18 protein-coding genes and 1 pseudogene are annotated in these 19,060 nt (G+C 63.9%); 8 read left to right on the top strand and 11 right to left on the bottom strand.

The annotated features are described in order from the left end of the window. The 3 genes from KAY22_RS12965 to KAY22_RS12955 all read left to right on the top strand — a co-directional run. Positions 1 to 1,129 (top strand): geranylgeranyl diphosphate reductase (locus KAY22_RS12965; RefSeq protein ID WP_296623871.1); only part of this gene is annotated, 1,129 nt, incomplete at its 5' end. Beyond that, positions 1,126 to 1,605 (top strand): TspO/MBR family protein, encoded by a 480-nt coding sequence (locus KAY22_RS12960; protein ID WP_296623870.1) that lies wholly within the window; start codon positions 1,126 to 1,128, stop codon positions 1,603 to 1,605. The genes KAY22_RS12965 and KAY22_RS12960, both read left to right, overlap by 4 nt. A gap of 56 nt (positions 1,606 to 1,661) precedes the next feature. After that, a complete protein-coding gene (locus KAY22_RS12955) occupies positions 1,662 to 1,874 on the top strand; it encodes a hypothetical protein (protein ID WP_296623869.1) in 213 nt (70 codons plus the stop codon). Here KAY22_RS12955 and KAY22_RS12950 read toward each other — a convergent pair. Beyond that, a complete protein-coding gene (locus KAY22_RS12950) occupies positions 1,867 to 2,475 on the bottom strand; it encodes a cytochrome c family protein (RefSeq protein ID WP_366514088.1) in 609 nt (202 codons plus the stop codon). The genes KAY22_RS12955 and KAY22_RS12950 overlap by 8 nt on opposite strands. 728 nt (positions 2,476 to 3,203) lie before the next feature. On the opposite strand from KAY22_RS12950, the gene KAY22_RS12945 reads away from it, so the two are divergent. The 4 genes and pseudogenes from KAY22_RS12945 (at position 3,204) to KAY22_RS12930 (ending at position 8,392) form a co-directional block, all read left to right on the top strand. Beyond that, positions 3,204 to 3,932, top strand: coding sequence for a hypothetical protein (locus KAY22_RS12945; protein WP_296623868.1), 729 nt, complete (start codon positions 3,204 to 3,206; stop codon positions 3,930 to 3,932). A 2-nt stretch (positions 3,933 to 3,934) separates the two neighbouring features. Next, a complete protein-coding gene (locus KAY22_RS12940; protein WP_296623867.1) occupies positions 3,935 to 4,606 on the top strand; it encodes a hypothetical protein in 672 nt (223 codons plus the stop codon). A gap of 102 nt (positions 4,607 to 4,708) precedes the next feature. Next, positions 4,709 to 6,790: a TonB-dependent siderophore receptor gene (locus KAY22_RS12935; RefSeq protein ID WP_296623866.1), complete on the top strand. Its 2,082-nt coding sequence runs from the start codon at positions 4,709 to 4,711 to the stop codon at positions 6,788 to 6,790. 90 nt (positions 6,791 to 6,880) lie between these two features. Beyond that, positions 6,881 to 8,392: pseudogene (locus KAY22_RS12930) on the top strand (cryptochrome/photolyase family protein). Here KAY22_RS12930 and KAY22_RS12925 read toward each other — a convergent pair. From KAY22_RS12925 to KAY22_RS12880, 10 genes are all read right to left on the bottom strand, one after another. Beyond that, positions 8,369 to 8,521, bottom strand: a complete 153-nt coding sequence (locus KAY22_RS12925; protein WP_296623865.1) for a DUF2256 domain-containing protein — start codon at positions 8,519 to 8,521, stop codon at positions 8,369 to 8,371. The pseudogene KAY22_RS12930 and the gene KAY22_RS12925 overlap by 24 nt on opposite strands. Before the next feature lie 68 nt (positions 8,522 to 8,589). Continuing rightward, a complete protein-coding gene (locus KAY22_RS12920) occupies positions 8,590 to 8,907 on the bottom strand; it encodes a hypothetical protein (protein WP_296623864.1) in 318 nt (105 codons plus the stop codon). A gap of 16 nt (positions 8,908 to 8,923) precedes the next feature. Then, positions 8,924 to 9,967 carry a chemotaxis-specific protein-glutamate methyltransferase CheB gene (gene cheB, locus KAY22_RS12915; RefSeq protein WP_296623872.1) on the bottom strand — a complete coding sequence of 348 codons (1,044 nt, stop codon included), beginning with the start codon at positions 9,965 to 9,967 and terminating at the stop codon, positions 8,924 to 8,926. Positions 9,968 to 9,990: 23 nt separating this feature from the next. Further along, positions 9,991 to 10,440 carry a chemotaxis protein CheW gene (locus tag KAY22_RS12910; RefSeq protein WP_296623863.1) on the bottom strand — a complete coding sequence of 150 codons (450 nt, stop codon included), beginning with the start codon at positions 10,438 to 10,440 and terminating at the stop codon, positions 9,991 to 9,993. A 34-nt stretch (positions 10,441 to 10,474) separates the two neighbouring features. Beyond that, a complete protein-coding gene (locus tag KAY22_RS12905; RefSeq protein ID WP_296623862.1) occupies positions 10,475 to 10,843 on the bottom strand; it encodes a response regulator in 369 nt (122 codons plus the stop codon). A gap of 69 nt (positions 10,844 to 10,912) precedes the next feature. Then, a complete protein-coding gene (locus KAY22_RS12900; protein ID WP_296623861.1) occupies positions 10,913 to 11,461 on the bottom strand; it encodes a chemotaxis protein CheD in 549 nt (182 codons plus the stop codon). Then, positions 11,449 to 12,471, bottom strand: a complete 1,023-nt coding sequence (locus KAY22_RS12895) for a chemotaxis response regulator protein-glutamate methylesterase (RefSeq protein ID WP_296623860.1) — start codon at positions 12,469 to 12,471, stop codon at positions 11,449 to 11,451. Before KAY22_RS12895 ends, KAY22_RS12900 begins: the two co-directional genes overlap by 13 nt. Continuing rightward, positions 12,471 to 13,331, bottom strand: a complete 861-nt coding sequence (locus tag KAY22_RS12890; protein ID WP_296623859.1) for a protein-glutamate O-methyltransferase CheR — start codon at positions 13,329 to 13,331, stop codon at positions 12,471 to 12,473. The genes KAY22_RS12895 and KAY22_RS12890 overlap by 1 nt, the downstream gene beginning before the upstream one ends. Beyond that, the gene (locus KAY22_RS12885) at positions 13,328 to 15,598 is read right to left on the bottom strand and encodes a chemotaxis protein CheA (RefSeq protein WP_296623858.1); all 2,271 of its coding nucleotides are present in this window, start codon (positions 15,596 to 15,598) and stop codon (positions 13,328 to 13,330) included. Before KAY22_RS12885 ends, KAY22_RS12890 begins: the two co-directional genes overlap by 4 nt. Further along, a complete protein-coding gene (locus KAY22_RS12880; protein WP_296623857.1) occupies positions 15,595 to 15,909 on the bottom strand; it encodes an STAS domain-containing protein in 315 nt (104 codons plus the stop codon). Before KAY22_RS12880 ends, KAY22_RS12885 begins: the two co-directional genes overlap by 4 nt. A 564-nt stretch (positions 15,910 to 16,473) precedes the next feature. Between KAY22_RS12880 and KAY22_RS12875 the strand changes: the two genes are divergently transcribed. After that, positions 16,474 to 18,714, top strand: coding sequence for an EAL domain-containing protein (locus KAY22_RS12875; protein ID WP_296623856.1), 2,241 nt, complete (start codon positions 16,474 to 16,476; stop codon positions 18,712 to 18,714). Positions 18,715 to 19,060 lie beyond the last annotated feature (346 nt).

Below are 19,060 nucleotides of genomic sequence, written 5' to 3'. Positions count from 1 at the left end.
GGATGGGCGCCATGTTCTGTTGCTCGACCGGGGTGGCCGGATCAAGCCGTGCGGCGGTGCGATACCGCCGCGACTGATCCGCGACTTCGCGATCCCGGACCATCTCCTCGTCGGCCGTGCCGTCGCGGCGCGGATGATCGATCCGCGCGACCAGAAGGTCGACATGCTGGTCGACGAGCGCCGCCGGACGGGTTTTGTGGGCATGGTCGATCGCGACAGCTTCGATGAATGGCTCCGCGCCCGCGCCGAAACATCGGGCGCCGAACGCAGGACCGGTAGCTTCCAGCGGATCGAGCGTGATGCCGATGGCGGCGCGATCGTGGTCTACACCGACAGGCGCGGCGGACCCGAACAGCGCGTGCCGACGCGCTGCGTGATCGGGGCCGATGGAGCCCGTTCCAAAGTGGCGCGAGCCACCTTGCCCGATGCCGCCGAGATGCCCTGCGTTTTCGCTTATCATGAAGTGATTGAATCGCCCTCGGCGGACGACCTGCTGTTCGATCGCAGCCGCTGCGACGTGTTCTATAATGGCGCCTTGTCGCCGGATTTCTACGCCTGGGTATTTCCTCACGGAAATACGACCAGTGTCGGCGTCGGCAGTGCGATCAAAGGATTCGGCTTGCGCGACTCGATTACGCGGCTGCGCGCCAATGCCGGTCTCGACAGCTGCGCGACCATTCGGCGGGAAGGGGCGCCGATCCCGCTCAGGACGCTCAAGCGGTGGGACAACGGGCGCGACGTACTGGTCACGGGCGACGCTGCCGGTGCCGTTGCCCCGGCGTCGGGCGAGGGCATCTATTACGCGATGGTCGCCGGGCGTGAGGCAGCCTCTGCGGTCGGTGCCTTCCTCCTGTCGGGCAACCCGAAGGCTCTGCGGCGGGCGCGTCGCGCTTTCATGCGGGCTCATGGACATGTGTTCTGGGTTCTTCGGATCATGCAATATTTCTGGTATCGGAATGACCGGCGCCGAGAGCGTTTCGTGACGATGTGCGAGGACCGCGACGTGCAACAACTGATATGGCCAGCCTATATGGACAAGCGGTTGGTCTATGCGCAACCGGCAGCCTATCTGCGGATCTTCCTGAAAGATATGCGCCACCTGCTGCAAACGGCGGGCCTGACCAGATGAATCGGGCCTGGCTTTTTCCCACTGTGATCGCCGGTGTGGTTGCAACGATAGTGGCGGTGATGGGAGCGACCATTACCGACATCGGACCCTGGTATCGGAGCCTTGCTCAGCCAAGCTGGGCGCCGCCGGATGCCGCTTATGGTGTCGGATGGACGGTGATCTTCGCCTGCGCCGCGCTGTCGGCGGTCAACGGCTGGCTGGCGATGCGCTGGAACGAACGCGAGTGGCTGCTGGGGCTGTTCGCTCTCAACGGCTTTCTCAACATTCTCTGGAGCCTCCTCTTCTTCAAGCTTCACCGGCCCGACTGGGCGATGGTCGAAGTGATCCTGCTCTGGGTGTCGATCCTGGGGTTGATCGTCTTCATCTGGCGCCGGTCGCTCACTGGAGCGATATTGTTGCTGCCGTATCTGATGTGGGTGACCTTCGCCGGCTATCTCAACATGACGATCGTGCGGCTGAACGGACCGTTTAGCTGAGTGGCTGGCTCGCCTGGGCGTTCTCCAGCGGCCACGCCGCCGATCTCGTCCTGCTGGTGATTGCAGCCGAACTCTTCTGGCTGGTCAGGGTGCGGAACTGGACCTTTGCCGACGCAGCTCTGAGGCTCCTGCCTGGCGCCTTGATGATGGTGGCATTGCGATTGGCGCTGGTCGAAGCGCCCTGGCCGCTGATCGCATTGACGCTTGCTGCGTCTTTTCCGGTCCACCTCGCCGACCTGCGCCGGCGAGGTGGACCCCATATTATTTGAGCGTTGCGAGATAGGCGATCACGTCGGCGCGCTTCTGCGCATCGGGGATGCCGCTGAACGCCATCTTGGTTCCAGGCACCACGCGCTGCGGGCCCTGTAGATACTGGAACAGTTTCTCCGGCGTCCAGGTGATGCCGCTGTTCTTGTTGGCCGGCGAATAGGTGTAGTCTGCAACGCTGCCGGCCTTGCGGCCGACGACGCCGCCCAGATGCGGGCCGATCTTGTTCTGGACCGGGTCGTGGCAGGTCTTGCAGGCGACGAAGGCGGCTTCGCCCTTTGTCGCATCGCCGGTAAAGCTGGCAAGTTTGGTGCCGTCGGTGGTGTCGGTATTGTCCGCTGCAGGCGCAGCCGACGCTGCAGGCGCAGCCGCCGGTGCGGCCGTCGTGGCAGCCGGAGCGGCCGTATCCGTGGTGCTCGCCGTCGTCGTGTCGGCAGCTTTCTCTTCAGTCTTGCTGGAACATGCGGTCAGCGCCAAGGCAGAAACCGCAGCAAAAAAGGTTAGTCGACCAAAACGAACCATCGATTCAGATCGCATCATCTTATTCCTCTTAGCAGCATGCTCCCCGGCTATGTTCTCTACCGGCGAAATCAAAATGTCCATCGCTCTTTGCGTGCAGGGGGGAGCGAACTGTCGGTGTCCTCCAATCGCTAGAACTTGATGCCAGGCCTTTGCCTAGCAAGGCGGTAGAACGGGATAAGATCATCATTCGCTAGAACTGCGACGTCGACTTGGATCGCATATCGCGCATCGGTGCCGCGGCACGTCGCAGTCGATGTTCACGGGCGTAAGGGTCGTGAAATCTGCCCAAAGAATGCAAGAATGATTTGCAAAGACAATATGTTACACCGCCGCGAAACTTTCTCTCCGGTATCGCGGCCATGATCTTCTCCATCGCCCCAAGAAGTTTAAGGACATTTGTTCTCTAAATGTTCTTGCATTGTTGGGAAGTGTATGGCTGTTTCACTCCTGGAATCGCAGGGCAGCCCAGGCGCTGGGCCTCCCTGGCGTAGTGGGCGATTGGCAGAGAGAAGCGAATGAATAGATCTTCGGGGTGGGAAAGCGCGAAGGCCGGGTTGCGGGGCGTCGTTGACTCGGCGCCTTTCGATTTGGGAGATTATACTCCGGCGGTGGTCAATGCGATTATCGATGCGTCACATGGCAAATCGTTCCAAACGGCATTTGATCGGTGCTTCAAGGCCGAGAAGGCGCAGAACCGCTATGACGCCGCGGTTCATCCGCATGCGCGGGTGTTAGGCAAGGCTGTAGGAACAGGCGCTCAGATCGCGGTGCCAGGTTTTGCCCTGGCCACGGCGACCAGAGCGCCGCGCATGGCGGTCGCGACCCGACTGCTGGCGAGCGAAGCGGGCAAGTTGGCTGGAGTCGGAGCAGGCGTCGGTGTCGCCACCCAGGGGGTGGGAGATGTCCTGCGCGGCAAGCGGGGCTCTCTTGGCGAATATGCAGGCAGCGCTATCGGCGGCGCGGCGGGTGTGGCGGCGGCGCTTGCAGGCAAGCCGCACTATGTCGGCGCGGTGAGCGGGGGCATCTCGGCTGGGGTGCAGGATCTTTTGGACCAAGGGGTGCGATCGCAGCAGGACCTTGTGCGTCTGGCCGGCAGAGTTCGTTCGGGCGCCGTCGACGGCAATGTCGCACTGCTTCCCGGCCTCGGGGTCATGCGGGGTATCGACAGACTCGCGCCGAAGAAGAAGGGGAAGATCGGCGAGATGCTCGCCCGCCAGCGGACACGACTGCGGGGAGAGAGCGTCGAGCAAGGTCCGCCAAGACAATATCTTCGGGGCGGCGGTTATACCGTACCCGATCATCGGGTCCGGACGGCTGCCGGAATCGGTATCGTCGAAGCGAAGTTCGGCGCAAGCCACGCCAAGAAAGGGCTCAGCCGTGCGCAGACGAGAGCCAGGACCCAATATGGAGATCTGTATCGCGTCGACCATTTCCTGCCGCGCGATTTTATGGCCGGCGCATCGGTTCCCGTCGGGTCCATCCTGCATCAGTTCCGGCAAGGAAATCGGTCAGACCGGCCCGTCAAGAAGGGGAAATAGTCATGAGCGTGCATGATAGCTGGATCGCGGTCCGCGATCTTCCGGGCGAGGTCCTACTCGATCTGCTGGGGCTGGAGGAGACGGGTAAGGAGGATGTCGCTGTTTGTGCGGCGGACCCCTATGCCTGGGGCCGGACCGAGACGGGCTGGACGGTGCTCTATGCCAATTTCAATGGCCTCGCCCATCCCGATAATCTGCGCGAGTTGTCGGGCCACGGCACGGTCCTGGCCTGCGACTATCAGGATCAGGTCGACACGCTGAGCGGGCTGATGATTGCCGTGCGCGATGGCGAAGCGCTGTGGAAGATCGACGTGGTGGGGGATGTGCTGGAAACCGAAGGAACGCTTCCGCCTGAATTCGGTCCCATCCATGATCGGCTGGCAGTGCTGGATGGCACCGATCCCGATACCGCTTATCTATGGGATATTCCGATCGAGCTGGGCGAGGCGCTCTGCGGGTTCAATCCGTTTAAGAGCGAGACGCCGTTCCGGTCGCTGCGTCCGCGCAAGGATTCGATCTGGCATCGATCGCTGACGCTGGCGGAACACCTAAACTATCCCGAACCGCCGAAATCTTCCTCCACTGGTGTCCTGTGGGACTTGGGCAGAATTATTTTCTGGTGGGCGTTGGGTCTCGGCGCGTTCGGTGCATTTTTGAATTGGTTAGACAGATAGCGCTACCTCGGCAGCAGCCTGAGTGTGCTGCACATGAGAATGACTGGCAATAGCGGAGAATGATCGCTATGGGCCGCTCCGACTTGGCGTTGGGGAGGCGAAATGAGTCGCGCGTTTCTGTTGTGCTGTGCAGCGTTGTCGATGCCCGTCCACGCGGCGGAGGCAGATGATGCGGACCGGGGCGACGGCCGGACTATCATCGTCACCGGCAGGGCGGTCGGTTACAAGGCCGACGACACCGCCACCGCAACCAAGACCGACACCCCCCTGATCGACGTGCCGCAGACCGTCTCGGTGGTCACCCGCGCGCGGATCGACGATCAGGCCCTGCGCAGCATGGCCGACGTGCTGCGCTACGTCCCCGGCACGACGGTGGGGCAGGGCGAAGGCAATCGTGACCAGATCACGCTACGCGGGCAGAACACGACCGCCGACTTCTTCCTCGACGGCGTCCGCGACGACGTTCAATATTATCGCAGCCTCTACAATATCGAGCGGGTCGAGATATTGAAGGGACCGTTCGCCCTGATCTTCGGACGCGGCGGCAGCGGCGGCATCATCAATCGGGTTCAGAAGACCCCCTCGGCCGACCTTCTTCGCGCGACCGCAGAGGGCAGCGTCAACAGCTTCGGCGCCTGGGACATCGCCGCCGACGTGAACGCGCCCGTGGCCGACAATGCGGCGATCCGGATCAACGGTTTCTACGAAGAGCTGAACAACCATCGCGACCGGTTCGACGGCAAGCGCTATGCCGTGAATCCGTATGTCGCGGTCGACCTGGGCGCCTGGAAGCTCGGTCTGTCCTATGAATATGTGAATGACGACCGGGTGACCGATCGTGGCATCCCGTCGGTCGCGACCGGCGCGGGGCAGCCCAATCGTCCTGTGCGCGGCCAGCGCGACACTTTCGTGGGCGTTCCCGGCATCAACCGCGCCGGCCTCGAGGCTCACATCGCAAAGGCGCGCCTCGACGGCGAGCTGGCCGACAATCTCGATTGGTCGACAACCCTTCTTTATGGCGACTACGACAAATATTACACCAATGTCTTCGCCAACGGACCGGCGTCGTCGGACAAAGGCACCGTCGTCCTGTCGAGCTACACGGATCCGACGACCCGCCGGAACATCATCGTCCAGTCCAACCTCGTCTGGAAATTCGCGCTCGGCGATGTCGGCAACACGCTGCTCGGCGGCCTCGAATATGGCGACCAGCGCTCGGCCAATCAGCGCCGCAATGGCACTCTGTCGAACAGTGTCTTCGATCTCGCGAACCCGGTCTATCCGACGGTCCAGTTCGGCGCTCTTGCACGCGACACCAAATCAGACGTCACCGTCCTGTCGGTCTACGCGCAGGACCAGATCGCGTTCGGCGACCATGTCGATGTCGTCGTCGGGCTGCGCTACGATCGCTTCCGGATCGAAGGCAGTGATTTCATCGGCGCCGCGCCGCGCCCCTTTGCCCGCACGGATGAAAAGGTCAGCCCGCGCCTCGGCCTGATCCTCAAGCCGCGCGAGAACATGTCCTTCTACGGAAGCTTCAGCCGTTCCTTCCTTCCGCGGTCGGGCGACCAGTTCCTGAGCCTGACCGCCACCCAGTCGAACCTCGCGCCCGAACGCTTCACCAATTACGAAATCGGCGCGAAATGGGACATCCGCCCCGATCTGAGCGCAACGCTCGCGTTGTTCCAACTCGATCGGACCAACGCGACGACGCCCGATCCCAACAATGTCGCGGCCACCATCAACATCGGCGGCACGCGGACCAGGGGCGTGGAAGCTGCGGTCACCGGCCGGATCGCTCCGGGGTGGCAGACCAGCGCAGCCTATAGCTATCAGGACGCCAAGCTGCGCGGGAACGGCTTCGTCCGGCTGGGGCAGGTGCCGCGCCATCAGGCGTCGCTGTGGAACCGTTACGACGTCAACCCTCGCTTCGGCGTCGGTCTCGGCGTGATCCACCAGTCGTCGCAATATGCCGCCATCCGCACGGTCCCGACCACCACGCGCCTGCCCGGCTTTACCCGGGTCGACGCGGCGCTGTTCCTAAAGGCGAGCGACCGGATCGACGTCCAGCTCAATGTCGAGAACCTGTTCGACGAAACCTATTTCTCGGACGCGCACAACAATAACAACATCTCGACGGGCGCCCCGATCAACGGCCGGCTCACCCTCCGCGTGAAACTGTAGCGACAGCCCCCATCCTCGGCGAGGGTGGGGTGGCTGCGATACCCCGAGGGACAGGCTGCGCGGGCGCGTTGGCGCGCCTAGGGCTGACCGATGGCGCGCACCATCATCCTGCTCCTCGGAGACCAGCTAAGTCCTCGCATGTCGTCCCTCGAGGCAGCGGACCCGGCCTTGGACGTCGTGCTGATGGCCGAGGTGATGGAAGAGGCGACCTATGTCCGCCACCACAAGAAGAAGATTGCCTTCCTCTTCTCGGCGATGCGCCATTTCGCGGAGGAGTTGCGCGCGGCGGGATGGACGGTCGATTATGTCCGGCTCGACGACGAGGGCAATAGCGGTTCGCTCCGGGGCGAGGTCGAGCGGGCAATGGCCCGGCATGGTGCGTCCTGCGTCGTCGCGACGGAGCCGGGCGAATGGCGGCTGCTGGAAGAGATGCAGGGCTGGGCCGAAACCAGGCTATTGCCCGACCAGCGCTTCATCGCCGACCGCCACGACTTCGTCGCCTGGGCGGAAAGCCGGTCGATGCTGCGCATGGAGCATTTCTACCGGCTGATGCGCAAGAAGACCGGGCTGCTGATGGATGGCGGAAAGCCGGTTGGCGACCGCTGGAATTTCGATACCGAGAACCGAAAGCCTGCGTCCGACGACCTCTTCCTGCCGCGGCCGCTGAGCTTTGCGCCGGACGCGATCACGGCAGAGGTGCTCGATCTGGTCGACCGGCGCTTCCCTGACCATTTCGGTGACCTTCGCCCTTTCGGTTATGCGGTGACGCGCGAGCAGGCGGAGCAAGCCTTCGCCCATTTCCTGCGCAGCGCCTTGCCAGATTTCGGCAGCTATCAGGATGCAATGCTGCGTGGGCAGAAGTTCCTCTTCCACGCGGTCGTCTCGCCCTATCTCAACGCCGGCCTGCTCGATCCACTGGCCATGTGCCGGCGCGTCGAGGCCGAATGGCGGGCAGGGCGGGCGCCGCTCAACAGCGTAGAGGGCTTCATCCGGCAGATCATCGGCTGGCGCGAATATGTTCGCTGCATCTATTGGTGGCGCATGCCCGGCTATGACCGGGTCAACCATTTCGATGCCCGCCGGCCGCTGCCGGCCTTCTACTGGGATGCCGATACGCCGATGGCCTGCATCAGCCATTGCGTCCGCCAGACCAAGGAAGAGGCCTATGCGCATCACATCCAGCGGCTGATGGTCACGGGCAATTTCGCCCTGCTCGCGGGCATCGATCCGCACGAGCTTCATATATGATATCTCGCCGTCTATGCCGATGCCTATGAGTGGGTCGAGCTGCCCAACACGGTGGGCATGAGCCAGTTCGCGGATGGCGGATTGCTGGCGTCCAAACCCTATGCGGCGAGCGGGGCCTATATCGACCGCATGTCGGACTATTGCGGCAGTTGTCATTATGACGTGAAGGCTAAGACGGGGCGGAAGGCCTGTCCGTTCAACCTGCTCTACTGGCGTTTCATCGGTACCCATCGGGACGGACTGCGCAGCAATCCGCGGATGAAGCGCATGGTCGACCTGTGGGACGGGTTCGACGTCGCCCGACGCGAGACGATCATGCGCGAAGCGGAGTCATTTCTTGCCGGGCTTGGCTGAGCGGCAGCGGTCCGAGCAATACAGCACCGTCTCCCAGTCACGCTCCCACTTCTTCCGCCAGGCGAAGGGGCGGTCGCACCGTGCGCAGATCTTGGTGGGCAGGTCGCCCTTGCGGACCATCTTGGGCATGGTCGCACCCTAGCCGGATGCGGCCGAAGATCGATCTGAACCTTCGGCCGTCGGGTGCCCGATCCGGCTCAGTTATACCAGTCGACGTCGCCCGAGTCCGAAGGCTCGTCCGGGGTCAGCGAACCATTGGCATGGTGGAGCCGGGCAGTGATGCTCTCGAGAGTGGCCGCATAGCTGGCGGCGCGAATGTCCTGCGAGCGCAGGATCGTCGCGACCGAGGCACAGCGCTGGCTGACATGGTCGAGCGACTGCAACTCTCGGATATGCTGTGATGCGGTCTTGGGGTCCGCAATCAGCACCATGCCGAGCTTTTCGAGCTGTACTTGGGCAGCGTCGAGTTCGCTGGCCAGCATAGCAAGTACGTCATTCTGTCCGATTATCGTCATGGCATGACCTCTCTCGTCATGCTGCGTCCCGTACCAGACGGCAGCTGTTCAAAATGGCGGCTGCGATGTCACCGAGGGGCAGGCTGACGTCGACTGCTCCCGCTGCACGCGCCGCCGAAGGAGCCTGATCGACGACGCAGGTGCTTGCGTCTTCGGCGATGGTATAGCCACCTGCGGCGCGCAGAGCCTTGAGGCCGGCCGCGCCATCGGTACCCAGTCCGGTCAGGATGCAACCGACCGCATTGGCCCCGGCGGTCTTGGCGACCGTCGCGAACAACAGGCTGGCCGAGGGACGTGAACCGCCGACCGGGTCCGAGCGCAGCAGGCGCAGCGACGGATCGGGCCAGCGATCGATGACTGCGTGCGAGCCCAGGTCGGTAGCTAGGTAGATGTGTCCCTGCTTCAGCGGCTGGCCATCCTCGGCAAGCACGATCTGCGCCGGGCAGGCAGCCTTCAGGCGCTTGACGAGCGGGTCGATGAAGCCCGGATCGATCGGCAGGCAGATGACGGTCGGCGGGCAGTTGGCCGGGAACGTCGGCAGCAGGTTGATCAACGCATCCACACCGCCCGTCGATGTGCTCATCGCCACCATCTTGCCATTCCAGTCGAACGCGTCGTGCGCCGCCGGCTTGGTGGTCGGCTTCGCCTTCTTCACCCCTCCGCTCGACGCAGCGATCACCAGCGCGGCGAGCTTCGGCGCCAGGGCATTGAACTCTTCCGGCGTCGCGCTTTTCGGCTTGGGGAAGCAGTCGACCGCGCCAAGTTCGAGAGCCTTGAAGGATATCTCGGCGCCCTTCTGGGTCAGCGTGGAGAGCATCACGACCGGCGTCGGCCGCTCGCGCATGATCTCCTCGAGGAACTCGATACCGCTCATCCCAGGCATTTCGACGTCGAGGGTAATCACGCTCGGCTTCAGCCGAATCATAAGTTCGCGGGCTTCATCGGCATTGGCTGCCATGCCCACGACTTCAATCCCCCGCGCACGCTCCAGCACCCCGCTGAACAGCGCTCGCATCGTCAGCGAGTCGTCAACAATCAGAACACGGGCGGTTTCCATCATCATTTCCTGGGTATTCGAAGTTGTCAGGCAGCCTCGGCGATCTGGCCGACGGGCACGTCGATCGACAGGCGATCGAGCGCGAGGATCATCACCATGCGGTCTTCGACCGAGGCGATGCCGTCGAGGCATTCCGAGGCTTCGTTGTCGCTCAGGCTAGGCGGCGGCTGCAGGGCGGATTCGTCGATCGTGACGATATCGTTCACTGCGTCGACGATAAGACCCTGAAGCTGGTCGTTGATGCGCACCACGATGATGACGTGGCGGGCCGTCGGATCGGTCAGGCCCCAGCCGAGGCGGGCGGCGAGATCGATCACGGGAAGCACGGTGCCGCGCAGATTGACGACGCCGCGCACATGCGACGGAACGTGCGGCAGCATGGTCGTGGGCGTCCAGGCGCGGATCTCGCGGATCGCCATGATGTCGACGCCGAGATATTGCTCGCCGATCTGGAAGGTGATGAATTGACGGCTCATCGGAATTTCCTTTCTCGCTGAGGAGGGAGACCGGTCAGACGGTCACGCGGCGAATAGCCGAGGCGAGCTTCGCCGGGTCGAAGGGTTTGACGATCCAGCCGGTGGCCCCGGCGGCACGGGCGCGGGCCTTCTTCTCGTCCGAGCTCTCGGTCGTCAGGACCAGGATCGGCATGTCGCGATGGACCGACTTGGCGCGGACCGCCTCGACCAGGCCGAAACCATCCATGCGCGGCATGTTGATGTCGGTGATCATCAGATCCGGCTTCTCGTTGGTGGACAACCACTCGAGCGCGGCGATGCCGTCTTCCGCCTCATGCACGTCGTGCCCCTGCTCGACGAGCGTGCTGCGCAGGAGCATGCGCATGCTGGGCGAGTCATCAACTGTCAAAATCGTTTTGGACATCGCTTCATCCTTTCCCGTTCCGCCGGGACCACCGAGTGGCGTATCCCGGACGTTATGGACCATATCCGGTTAAAAAAGTTCAACCTCACCCTGATCGTGCACGACAGCGGGTCGCCGCACTTCGACCGGCACCTCGGCCTCGACTAGGCGGCAGCGCGCCTGTCCCATCGCGGCGCGGAATTCGACCCGCCGCGCCTGCGTGCCGCCGAGGTCCCTGTGGGCCAGCGGTATGCGATCGCGCGCCAGAAAATCCTCGGCAAAACGGGCGTTACTCGTACCGATCGCCTGCATGCCGGCGTGCATGTTCGCGCCTCCGTAGAGGTGGGCGCGCAAGGTGCTGCGGGTGGCACCCGCCTTGAGCATCTCGTTGACGAGAAGCTCCATCGCAAACAGGCCGTAGCGCTCTGCTTCGGTGTTGTCGCTGCGCATGCCTTCGCGTGGTTGCGCGAGCAGAAAATGGTTCATCCCTCCGACTTTCGCATGAGGGTCGAACAGGCAGCAGGCGACGCAGCTGCCGAGGACCGTCGTCAGCACGATTTTGGGATCGGCTGTGACGAAGTTCGTCCCCTGAATGACGTTGACGCGGTCGCGGATCGATTCGCTCGTCAGATGCTGCATAGATCGAGAACCTTCTTGCCGATGCGCTCGAGAGGCAGCACGGCTTCGCAGCCGCCCATTTCGGCGGCCGCGCGCGGCATGCCGTAAACGACGCAGGTGGCTTCGTCCTGACCGATGGTCCGGGCACCCGCCTGTCGCATTTCATGAAGCCCGGCGGCCCCGTCGCGTCCCATGCCGGTGAGGATCACGCCGACTGCGCGGTCGCCGAAGCTCTGCGCCAGCGAGCGGAACATCACGTCGACCGACGGGCGATGGCCCGAAACGGGATCGGCGGCGACCAGACGGCAGATCGGATGGGTGCCGTTCCCGACCATCAGGTGCGAAAGTCCGCCCGGCGCGATGTAGACGCGTCCCGGCACCAGCGGCGCGCCGCTCGTCGCTTCGACCACTTCAGCCGCGCAGAGCCGGTCGAGCCTGGCAGCGAAGGATGCGGTGAAGGTCGCGGGCATGTGCTGCACCACGATCGTCGGCGGGCAATTTTTGGGATATTCGCTGAGCAGCGTGGTCAGCGCCTCGACGCCGCCGGTGGAAGCGCCGATGCCGACGATCTTGTCGTTGCAGCGATAGTCGGTCGGCGGCGCGGCCTGCTGGCTCAACTGCGGCGAACGGCGGCGGCTGCGCGCGGCCTGCTTGACCATGTTGGCGAGATTGCCGTCGTCGATCGCCAGCAATTCCTGCAATGGACGCTCGGGCTTGGCATAGCAGTCGACCGCCCCGATCTCGAGCGCACGCAGGGTCGCTTCGGCGCCCTTGGTCGTGAGCGTGGAGCACATCACGACCGGCGTCGGTCGCAGGCGCATCAGCTTTTCGAGGAAGTCGAGGCCGTTCATGCCGGGCATCTCGATGTCCAGCGTGATGACGTCGGGATTCAGTTCCTTGATCATCTCGCGCGCCGACTGGGCATTGGGCGCGGTTCCGATCACTTCGATGCCGGGATCCCGGCCGAGCAGGCCCGTCAGAAGGGCCCGCATCATCGGCGAGTCGTCGACTATGAGACAGCGAACGCTCATCAGCGGATCTTTCGATAAATGGTCTGGCCGATCGAGGCGTAGCGGGCGGTGCAATCGCCGATGAGCCTTTCGGAATGACCGATGTAGAGATGGCCGCCGGGCGCGAGCTGTTCGGTCAGCCGGGAGAGCAGCATCTCCTTGGTCGGCTCATCGAAATAGATCATCACGTTCCGGCAGAAGATGACGTCGAACAGACCCTTGATCGGCCAGGGATTCAGCAGGTTCAGCTTCCTGAACCGGACGAGGTCGCGGACTTCCTTGAGAATGCGGACGTCGTCACCGACCTTCTCGGTCCAGCAGTCGAAATAGCGCCGCGGAATGTCGGTCGTGGCGGAGGTCGGGTAGACGCCTGCCTCGCCGATGTTCAGCACATTCTGCGACAGATCGGTCGCCAGCAGCGCAATATCCGTCTGCAGCAGCTGACGCCCCTGGCCACGGTCGTTGCCGAGCAGGACCATCGCCAGCGAATAGATCTCCTCGCCGCTCGAGGAAGCGGACGACCACATCCTCACGCGTTCGCCTCGCCGCAGCCGGGCGATCATGTCCGGCCGCACTTCCTGTTCGAAATGATTGAAGTGGTGATCCTCGCGGAAGAATTTGGTGTGGTTGGTGGTCAACGCCTCGATCGCGCGGGCGCGCTCCGGGGCGTCATGGGTGATCATCTGGACATAGTCGGCGAAATTGCGCTGCCCGGTTTCGCGGAGCAGCTTGGACAGCCGCGAATAGACCAGCATGGCCTTCCCATCGGGCAGGCAGATGCCGGCATGCGCGTGGACCATCTTCGCGATCGCCTGGAAATCCGCCTTCGTGTAGGGAAGTTCGGTTCCAGTCGAAGCGATCTGAGCGTCGAACTGCGTCATGCAGCGAGGCTCCGAGCCGGTTCGGGCTGGTGCTTGACCGTCGAGGTGATCGCCTCGACGTCGAGGATCAGCGCGACGCGCCCGTCGCCCAAAATGGTGGCGCCGGCGATGCCGTCGACCCGGCCATAGTTGGACTCGAGGCTCTTGATGACCACCTGCCGCTGGTCGAGGATCTCGTCGACCATCAGGACCCGGCGACCGGTCTCCTCGGATTCCACGACGATCAGGACTGCATCGGTGGGCTCCGACCGGGAGCCGGGGACCGACAGTTCACGGCCGACCGACAGCACCGGCAGCCAGTGGCCGCGAACGTTGAGCATCGACTGGCCGGCGCCGATCGACTTCACGATGTCTGCGCGCGGCCGCAGCGTTTCGACGATGTGGTTGAGTGGCAGCACGAAGGTCTGCTGTCCCACCGTGACGATCATGCCGTCCAGAATGGCGAGGGTCAGCGGCAGCGCCATGGTGAAGGTCGATCCTTCGCCGGGGCGCGAGGAAATGGTGATCCTGCCGCCGAGCGCGCTGATGTTCCGCCGCACCACGTCCATGCCGACGCCGCGACCGGAGATGTTCGAAACGGTTTGCGCGGTCGAGAAGCCGGCGGCGAAGATCAGGTTGTCGATCTCCTCGTTCGAGAGCTTCGCGTCGGGGCTGACGAGCCCGCGCTCGATCGCCTTGGCCAGGACGCGCTCGCGGTCGATGCCCTTGCCGTCGTCGGACACGCTGATCAGGATGCGGCCCGACCGATGTTCGGCCGAGAGCTTGATCCGGCCTTCGGGCTGCTTGCCGGCGGCAAGGCGCTCCTCGGGCGTTTCCAGGCCGTGGTCGACGGCGTTGCGGATCAGGTGGGTCAGCGGATCACCGATCCGTTCCACGACGGTCTTGTCGAGTTCGGTCGATTCGCCTTCGAGTTCGAGGACGACGCGCTTGCCGGTGCTGGCCTGCAGTTCGCGCACGATACGCGGCACGCGACCGAAGACCGAGCGGATCGGCTGCGCGCGGATCGACATCGCGCTGTCCTGCAACTCGCGGGTCAGATGGTCGAGATCGACCAGTTCGCTGATATGCGAGAGGCCGCAGTCGAGCAGGCGCTGGGCCAGCATCGACTGGGTGATGACGAGTTCGCCGACCAGATTGACCAGCCGGTCGAGCTTCTCCAGATCGACGCGGATCGTCGGGGTGACGCCTACGGCCTGCGCCATGGCGCCAGCTTTCTCGGCATCGGCGGCGGCGTCCGCAGCCGGCTTGGGGGCCGGTACAGGAGTGGTAGCGACGCTCTTCGGCGCCGACGGGGGAACTGCAGCCACGGCCGGTGTGGCCTCGACTGCAGCTGCGGCGACGGTCTCTTCGGCAACCGGAGCGCTGTTCTCCTCCACGACGCCGACCGTTTCGACGCTGGCGGCCTGGACGACGGGCGCGTCTTCGCAATCGTCCGATGCGTCGGGGCCGCTCTTATCGAACGACAGCTGACAGCAATCAGAGACGAATTCGAAAATTTCCTCGATATCCGACCGCTGGACGGACGCAGGAATGGTGGCGTGCCAGCCGATATAGGCCTTGCCTGGATCGAATTGCTCGATCGTCGGGATGGAGGACAGATCGGCCGACCGCACGGTCGCACCGAGGTCGACCAGTTCGCGGATCAGCAGCAATGGCTCGCCGCCATTGGCGAACGCGCCGTCGAGCGGTCGGACGTAAAGATTGGTAAGCTCTTCCGCCCCCTCGGACGCCGGCGCCTCTTCGACATCGGCTGCGGGCGCTTCGTCGGCGGGGCCCTTCTCCCAATCCTCGGCGGGTGCCATGCTGTCTTCGATCGCCCCGATCATTGCATCGAGATCGAAGCCGAGCGAGTGGTCCGAAGATTCGGCCGGCGGCGCCGCTTCGACCTCCGCACCGGAAACCACGGCCTGCAACTGGGCGAGGACCGCACCGTCATCCGGCATCGGCTTTTCCCCGCGAATGGCACCGACATGGTCGGCCAGCGTGTCGAAAGCCGTCAGCAACAGGGACACCAGATCCGGCGTCAGTGCGCGCTCGCCGCTGCGAACCTGGTCGAGCAGCGTCTCGAAATGATGCGTGAAATTCTGCAGCGCCGAGAAACCGAAGGCACCGGCGCCACCCTTGATCGAGTGGACCGCGCGGAAAATGGTGTTGATGGTCTCGTCGTCACCGCTCCCCGACTGCAGGGCGAGCAGCCCGGTCTCGGCATGGCCGAGCCCTTCGTCGCACTCCTGGAAGAAGATGTCCTGGATTTCCTCGATCTTCATGCGCTGGTCCCCGCGCTATTCGTTTGGTCGATGAACATGTCGGCAAGGCCGGCGAGTCGGATTACCGGTTCGATGCCCCTGCAGTCCTTGAAGCTGATGGCGATGTCGCGCTCGCGGCAGGTTCGCACGGCGCTGGCGAGCAGCTGCAGGCCCGCCTGCCCGATCTGCTGAACTTCGCCGCAACCGATCTCGATCGGCCGGCCGGCCCCGAAGGCGGAGCGCAGTTCGTCCAGATGCTGCACGACCGCGCTGCGATCTATGACCGGCGCCAGGGCGATCACGATCGGCTCCGAGCCTTGTGTTTGCGTCATCACTTCCACTCCTGCAGGCTTCTCGCGCTCCGGAACGTCGTCCTGTCGACGGCATCCCGATGTCCACCACCGGCGCGACGGCTGGATTGCATGCGGTGTCCGACAGACCCTTTGCGCCGATGGCTGCCTGCGATCGCGGAAGAAGAGCGATCGAGAGAATCGGCTGCGGGAAAGGAAAGCTCTTCGGACATCGTTCGGACACGCTGCCCGAACTTGGTAAGATATTGGTTAAGGCTGCCGTACCCGGTGCGCCTGGGGTGGCGGGCGAGACGGCATATTAGACGAAGGTCGTAGAGGGTCGCGCTGCGGAGGGAGCGCGGACGGGGCAAACCGATCGGTTCCGCCGGGCCAGTCCGCCTCATCCGCTTGGGTCTCTTTTCATTGCAAGCCCCGATAGGGCGTCCCGCAGAATCCGATCCGGGGAAGCGATGAGTTAGTCGATGCGGGTAAAGTCGAAGTTAAGGGGCCGTGCAATAAGCGGACCTGCATTGTCACGTAATTGTACCTGTAATAGGCCATTGAGCGATTGCCGACGCTCTCCCTATGCTGTGTCATGAGCAGGACATGACGCCGGATCGATTCACCAAGCCTCGCGAGCGGATGTTCGAGTCGGGTGATTTTACTCGCCCGCTCGCCACGACCGCGCTCGTCGTGCTGGTGGCGGCGGCGGCGATGATCATGGTGCTTGTCGGTCAGGTCGATCGCGACGCGGCCGTCCGGGAGCAGGCCATATTGCTGCACGGTGTGGAGTCGCGCTTTGCGGAGCTGGCCGCGTCGATCCGGCCCCAGCTGGCGTGGGACGAGGCGGTCGAGCGGCTGGACCATCGCTTCGATCCGCTCTGGGCGCGCGACAATCTCGGGGTATATCTGACCCAGAATGCCGGCTTCGAGACGGTGACGCTTCTCGATCGCGCCAATCGTCCGATCTTCAGCCATGTCGCTGAGGGAATATCCTTGCGCCCACCGCCGCTATCCGAGGCTGCGGTCGATGCCGTCATCGCCAAAGCGAGACGTTCGGAACGCGAGCGCCGTACTTCGCCGGATCAAAAGATGGCCGGGCAAGCTCCGCCACCACCCTATGCGACCGGCACCGCCCGGATCGGCGGGCAGGTTCATTTGGTGATCGCGATGATCGTATCCCCCGATCTGGGGCACGTCCGGCCGCTGGGCAAAACCGCGCCACTCGTGCTCGTCACGCGACGCCTCGATCGGTCCTTCCTCGACCTCATCGCCGCGCGCTTTCTCATCAGGGGGCTGCATTATCGTGAGGGAGAAGAGGGACTGGGTAGCCATGTCGACGAAGCCCGCATCGACCTGACCGACGCGGCAGGCAAGCCGGTCGCCTCGCTTGGCTGGGAGCCGGCGCGCCCCAGCGCAGCCGTGCTGGGTCGGCTGAAAGGACCGCTCTTCCTGCTGCTGCTGCTCCTGTGCCTTTCGGTCTTCGCGCTCCATCGCCGCACGCGGCGCATGGCGCGCGGCCTGATGGCCAGCGAGGCGCGTGCGACCCATATCGCCTTTCACGACATGCTGACGGGCATGCCCAATCGCACCCTGTTCGTCCGTCGACTGCATGAAGTGGCCGGACGCAACCGGCGGGAAGGTGGGGTTTCGGCCATATTATGCCTGAACCTCGATCGCTTTCGCGAAGCGAACGATACCTACGGGCATGTTGTGGGGGACGAACTGATCCGCCGGGTAGGCGCTCGCCTGCTGCACGCCTGTCGCCAGCACGAGATGCTCGCCCGTTTTTCCGCCGACGAGTTCGCGATCCTGCTGGAGAACGCCACGCCCGATGGCGCGGCGCGGCTCGCCGATCGGCTGTGTGCGACGGTGGCGGAACCCTTTGCGCTGGGGATCGGCGCGCTATCGGTTACCTGCACGATCGGCATTGCGATGTTGTCAGATGGCGATACCGATCCCGAGGAAGTTGTCCGCCAGGCCGACATGGCGCTGCTCCGCGCGAAGACCGAAGCGCGCGGACAGTACCGGCTGTTCGATGCCGAGGTCGATGCATCGGTTCGAGCGCGGCGTATTCTGGAACAGGATCTGTCCGACGCATTGCGTGACGGCGGCTTGCGGGTCGAATATCAACCGCAGGTCAACCCAGCCGGGCTGACTGTCGGGGTCGAAGCGCTGGTGCGCTGGACCCACCCCGCCAAAGGCGAGATATCGCCCGCTTTGTTCGTTCCCGTTGCCGAACAGTCGGGCCTGATAGAGCGTCTTGGTCTGTTCGTGCTGCGGCAGGCGTTCGAGGACAGCAAGAACTGGCTATCGCTCCGCGTCGCCGTCAACATCTCGTCCTGCCAGCTCCATACGGAAGGTTTCGTCGATCGACTCGGCGAGCTGGTGCGCGACATCGACGTCGATCCGCGGATGTTCGACCTGGAGATCACCGAAGGCGTATTCCTGCGGGACGACCGGCATTTGCGGGAGAAACTGGCGCGGTTGCGCGACCTCGGGTTCGGGCTCGCACTGGATGATTTCGGTACCGGCTATTCCAGCCTCGGTTATCTGCGGAGCTATCCGATCACGAAGATAAAGATCGACCGGTCCTTCGTCATCGGCATCGGCGCCGGCGAGGCCTCCGATCAGGTAATCGGAGCGATCATTCGGCTCGCCACGGCGCTGCGTCTGGGGATCGTGGCGGAAGGGGTGGAGACCGAGGCGCAATGGGCCTGGCTGCTCGATGCGGGCTGCCGCGACGGGCAGGGGCATCTGTTCGCGCGCGCGATGCCGGCGGATGCGATCACGGAGAGGCTTCGCCGAGAAGCCGCGCAAGGCGGTTCGCCGGTGCTGGCCGCCTGACCCCGATAAGACGATACCCGACCGTGAGGCCGGGTATCGATCTTCGCATCGTCGGACGGCCGTGGCTTAGCTGGCCGCGCGCAGCCAGGTCTGACCGTCGTCCCACGAGGCGCCGGAGCTTTGGGCGGGTGATCGGCGGTTCGCGTCCATCGAGAAGCGCCCGACCAGTGCCGAGAGACGGGTTGCTTCGGTCGACAGGCTGTTAGCGGCTGCCGTAGCCTGTCAACGGCGGAGCAAAAGTCGGCCATTCGGCGGCGTAAAACCAGGCCATCGTGTTACATGCCGGGGGGAGTGGCGTGAGGGCGTAGCCCGAGGGCCACTCCCCCCGGCATTGGTGTAATTTTCA

The sequence above is a fragment of the Rhizorhabdus sp. genome, assembly GCF_018006725.1.
GTDB lineage: Bacteria > Pseudomonadota > Alphaproteobacteria > Sphingomonadales > Sphingomonadaceae > Rhizorhabdus.
This window is presented reverse-complemented; position numbering and strand designations above follow the sequence as displayed.

Coding starts and splice junctions, on each gene's coding strand:
- KAY22_RS12875 (WP_296623856.1), top strand. CDS start 16,474: ATGACGCCGGATCGATTCACCAAGCCTCGCGAGCGGATGTTCGAGTCG.
- KAY22_RS12880 (WP_296623857.1), bottom strand. CDS start 15,909: ATGACGCAAACACAAGGCTCGGAGCCGATCGTGATCGCCCTGGCGCCG.
- KAY22_RS12905 (WP_296623862.1), bottom strand. CDS start 10,843: ATGTCCAAAACGATTTTGACAGTTGATGACTCGCCCAGCATGCGCATG.
- cheB (WP_296623872.1), bottom strand. CDS start 9,967: ATGATGGAAACCGCCCGTGTTCTGATTGTTGACGACTCGCTGACGATG.
- KAY22_RS12920 (WP_296623864.1), bottom strand. CDS start 8,907: ATGACGATAATCGGACAGAATGACGTACTTGCTATGCTGGCCAGCGAA.
- KAY22_RS12895 (WP_296623860.1), bottom strand. CDS start 12,471: ATGAGCGTTCGCTGTCTCATAGTCGACGACTCGCCGATGATGCGGGCC.
- KAY22_RS12960 (WP_296623870.1), top strand. CDS start 1,126: ATGAATCGGGCCTGGCTTTTTCCCACTGTGATCGCCGGTGTGGTTGCA.
- KAY22_RS12945 (WP_296623868.1), top strand. CDS start 3,204: ATGGCGGTCGCGACCCGACTGCTGGCGAGCGAAGCGGGCAAGTTGGCT.
- KAY22_RS12935 (WP_296623866.1), top strand. CDS start 4,709: ATGAGTCGCGCGTTTCTGTTGTGCTGTGCAGCGTTGTCGATGCCCGTC.
- KAY22_RS12885 (WP_296623858.1), bottom strand. CDS start 15,598: ATGAAGATCGAGGAAATCCAGGACATCTTCTTCCAGGAGTGCGACGAA.
- KAY22_RS12950 (WP_366514088.1), bottom strand. CDS start 2,475: ATGGACATTTTGATTTCGCCGGTAGAGAACATAGCCGGGGAGCATGCT.
- KAY22_RS12925 (WP_296623865.1), bottom strand. CDS start 8,521: ATGCCCAAGATGGTCCGCAAGGGCGACCTGCCCACCAAGATCTGCGCA.
- KAY22_RS12910 (WP_296623863.1), bottom strand. CDS start 10,440: ATGAGCCGTCAATTCATCACCTTCCAGATCGGCGAGCAATATCTCGGC.
- KAY22_RS12940 (WP_296623867.1), top strand. CDS start 3,935: ATGAGCGTGCATGATAGCTGGATCGCGGTCCGCGATCTTCCGGGCGAG.
- KAY22_RS12900 (WP_296623861.1), bottom strand. CDS start 11,461: ATGCAGCATCTGACGAGCGAATCGATCCGCGACCGCGTCAACGTCATT.
- KAY22_RS12890 (WP_296623859.1), bottom strand. CDS start 13,331: ATGACGCAGTTCGACGCTCAGATCGCTTCGACTGGAACCGAACTTCCC.